At 59.4% G+C, this 2,430-nt stretch carries 2 protein-coding genes; both read right to left on the bottom strand.

The features are described 5' to 3' along the window. Positions 1-156 precede the first annotated feature (156 nt). Entirely contained in the window at positions 157-1,389 is a 1,233-nt protein-coding gene (locus AB0H57_RS32720; RefSeq protein ID WP_357512604.1) for a PIN domain-containing protein, read from the bottom strand. Between the two features lie 158 nt (positions 1,390-1,547). Further along, positions 1,548-1,805 (bottom strand): hypothetical protein, encoded by a 258-nt coding sequence (locus AB0H57_RS32715; protein WP_357512602.1) that lies wholly within the window; start codon positions 1,803-1,805, stop codon positions 1,548-1,550. Positions 1,806-2,430 lie beyond the last annotated feature (625 nt).

Raw genomic sequence — 2,430 nt, 5'->3', positions numbered from 1 at the left:
GCGGTAGGCCATCCCGTCTGCCATCGATCCGGGCAAGCCGAGCAGACCACCGCCCGACCCGCCAGCGTCCGAACGAGCCGTCAAGGTCCGCTTGACGTGGCGGGCCGGGCGGCGGCCCGCTCCCCAGGAGGGCGGGTCGAGGGCAGACGGGATGGGTTAACCCCCGAGTGCTCGTCTTATGTTCACTGGAGCAATTTGCGCAAGTAGAGATTCCGCATCTGAAAGGCTGGCGACGACCTGAGCCCGCTGGCGGGTGAGATTGTCGCGCGAGTCCAGCAGAGATCTAAGCTGGGACTGAAGTTGGTTAGAGTACGCGAAAAGCTCGCTTCGCTCTTCCTCACTGCTCGCTTGAGAGCTGGAAATGGCGGATCTCACGTCGGACCACTCGTCCCGAGCATTGACCAATCGCCTCTCGATGATATTTAGCTCCATCTCGACTTGAGAGAGCCAAGCTCTCAGTTCGCCGACCTTATCCCCGGCTTCTCGGACGGCCAGCGTGACTTCCGGATCAGGTAATTCCTCTGCTTGGCGAATAGTATCCGGACTTACTGCGGCGTCCAAAAAGTTTGAAGCGTGACGCAAGAACGTTTCGGTGCGCATCAGAACCAAGCGGGCACCTGTCTCCCTGAATGCTTCCTCCGACAATTCGGGACGAGCGCATAAGGACTTGCCCTGCACACGCAAATACCAGTCCTCCTTCACGTCACCCGTGACGAAGACGAGGAGCTTGGCTGATCGGTTCGCTGCGCCTACCAGGCTCTGCTTCCACACGAAATAATCTCCGTGTTTTGGAGCGTCTTTGTATCCTGGTGGAATCTTTTCCTTGTTTCGCCGCGCCGCTTCCTCTAGCGCAGCCCTCTGCTCATCTTCAGTGAAGGGCGAACCGACTTTGTTCGCAAAGATAGATTGTAACTGTTCGAGTATGTCGTCATTCGCGAGCGGATCATCGAGGCCGTGACGCGCTCGCATTTCGTCAAGCTCCTGAGTCAGGGGCAAGAATATGCCGGAAGCGGCCTTCAATAGCCGGTTCTTCTCACTCTCGGAGAGGGCAATTCGATTCGATAGTTGGCGAATCTTTTCCTTCAGTTCGTCGACAACACTCGACTCGTGCTCGGCTATAGATGCCGTCGCCACCTTGTAGGCTTCGCGATTGTCTGCGATCACCTCGAGCCTATTTCGGTGGAATTCAAGGCCGACTTGATGGGGCACGAAGATCCTGTCTCCGAGCTTTCTGAAGGCGGCAAGCAGTTCATTGCGTGCGGTAGGGGCGAAACGGTAGAGGTTGAGTAGCACGTTGGTGTCGAAGACGACAACCCCTGTTCTTATTGCATCCTCTACTTCTGCTTGAGTCGGGACTAGGAAGTGGTTGAATTGACTGCTGAAGCTCACACTGGTCCAAGGGTTAGCTGCCTGCGTTAATGCCTCTACAAGATCTCCGGTCGACACTCTAAGGCACAAGGGGTTCCTACCCCATACCTGACCGCTTCAACTCCTCACATCACCCTGGCACACCACGGGTCCCTGATCTTTAAGCACGCGAGCTGCCGCTAAGCCTTGGCAATGCGCTCGACCCATTCGTTGATGTTCCGCAGGTGGTCGGCGGAGGCGAACCCGTCCCGGTCCGTAACTGCCTCGCGCAGTGCCTCCACTTCCTCGCGCAGAGCTGCCAACTCGGTGGCGATCACCAGTGCGGCGTGCGCGAGAGCCATCTGCGCCATCGCCGACGAACCGGCCACCGAGTCTTGTTTGGGCGCATGCCGCAGGCACTCCGCTGCTTCTCGAAGGTGCGGGCTATTGTCTGCCATGACCATTGATCGTCCCGAGCGGACGGCAAGGGTGGGAGTCTTCTGTCGGCTGGTTGACAGTTAGTGAAGCGCGCGACTCGCAGTTGACAGCAACGGCGACAGTAGGGGGCTGGTACGAACAGCTACCCGAGGTCGTGGATGCGGACGGACCCCGCCGGACGGAGCGCCCCAGACCCGTGGGCGCCCCGCCAGGGGCATCCCCCTCTTATAAGCGAGGGGTCGATGGGGGTGACCTGGGTGACTAACCGAGTGACGACCGGTAAGCACAGCGCCGGACAACCACGGACGCCAGTGGACTCTCTCCGCAGCTCATCGCCCATGTCGGCGCAGGTCCAGCCAACCCGGAAGTTCTTTCACACAGAAGAGGTCAGGCAACTTTAGGGAGATACGTGCGCGACATCCTTCGTCCCATGATCAGCGTAGGGCTGGGCATGTTCCTCGTACGGTTAGTGCCGTGGCTCGTCAAGCGAGTCCGTGGCCGCGAGGGTGAGCAGCCAGTTGAGTGACTATCTGGGTGACGATCATGACGGACGTTGGTGGACGAGGACGCACAGTGGGGGACCGCCGCACCAGAGAGGAGCGGGTGATTCCGCAGGTCACCGAGTCGTGTTGGTTGCCTGGGGGG

The organism is Micromonospora sp. NPDC050686 (assembly GCF_040654475.1).
Lineage (GTDB): Bacteria > Actinomycetota > Actinomycetes > Mycobacteriales > Micromonosporaceae > Micromonospora.
This window is presented reverse-complemented; position numbering and strand designations above follow the sequence as displayed.

Coding starts and splice junctions, on each gene's coding strand:
- AB0H57_RS32715 (WP_357512602.1), bottom strand. CDS start 1,805: ATGGCAGACAATAGCCCGCACCTTCGAGAAGCAGCGGAGTGCCTGCGG.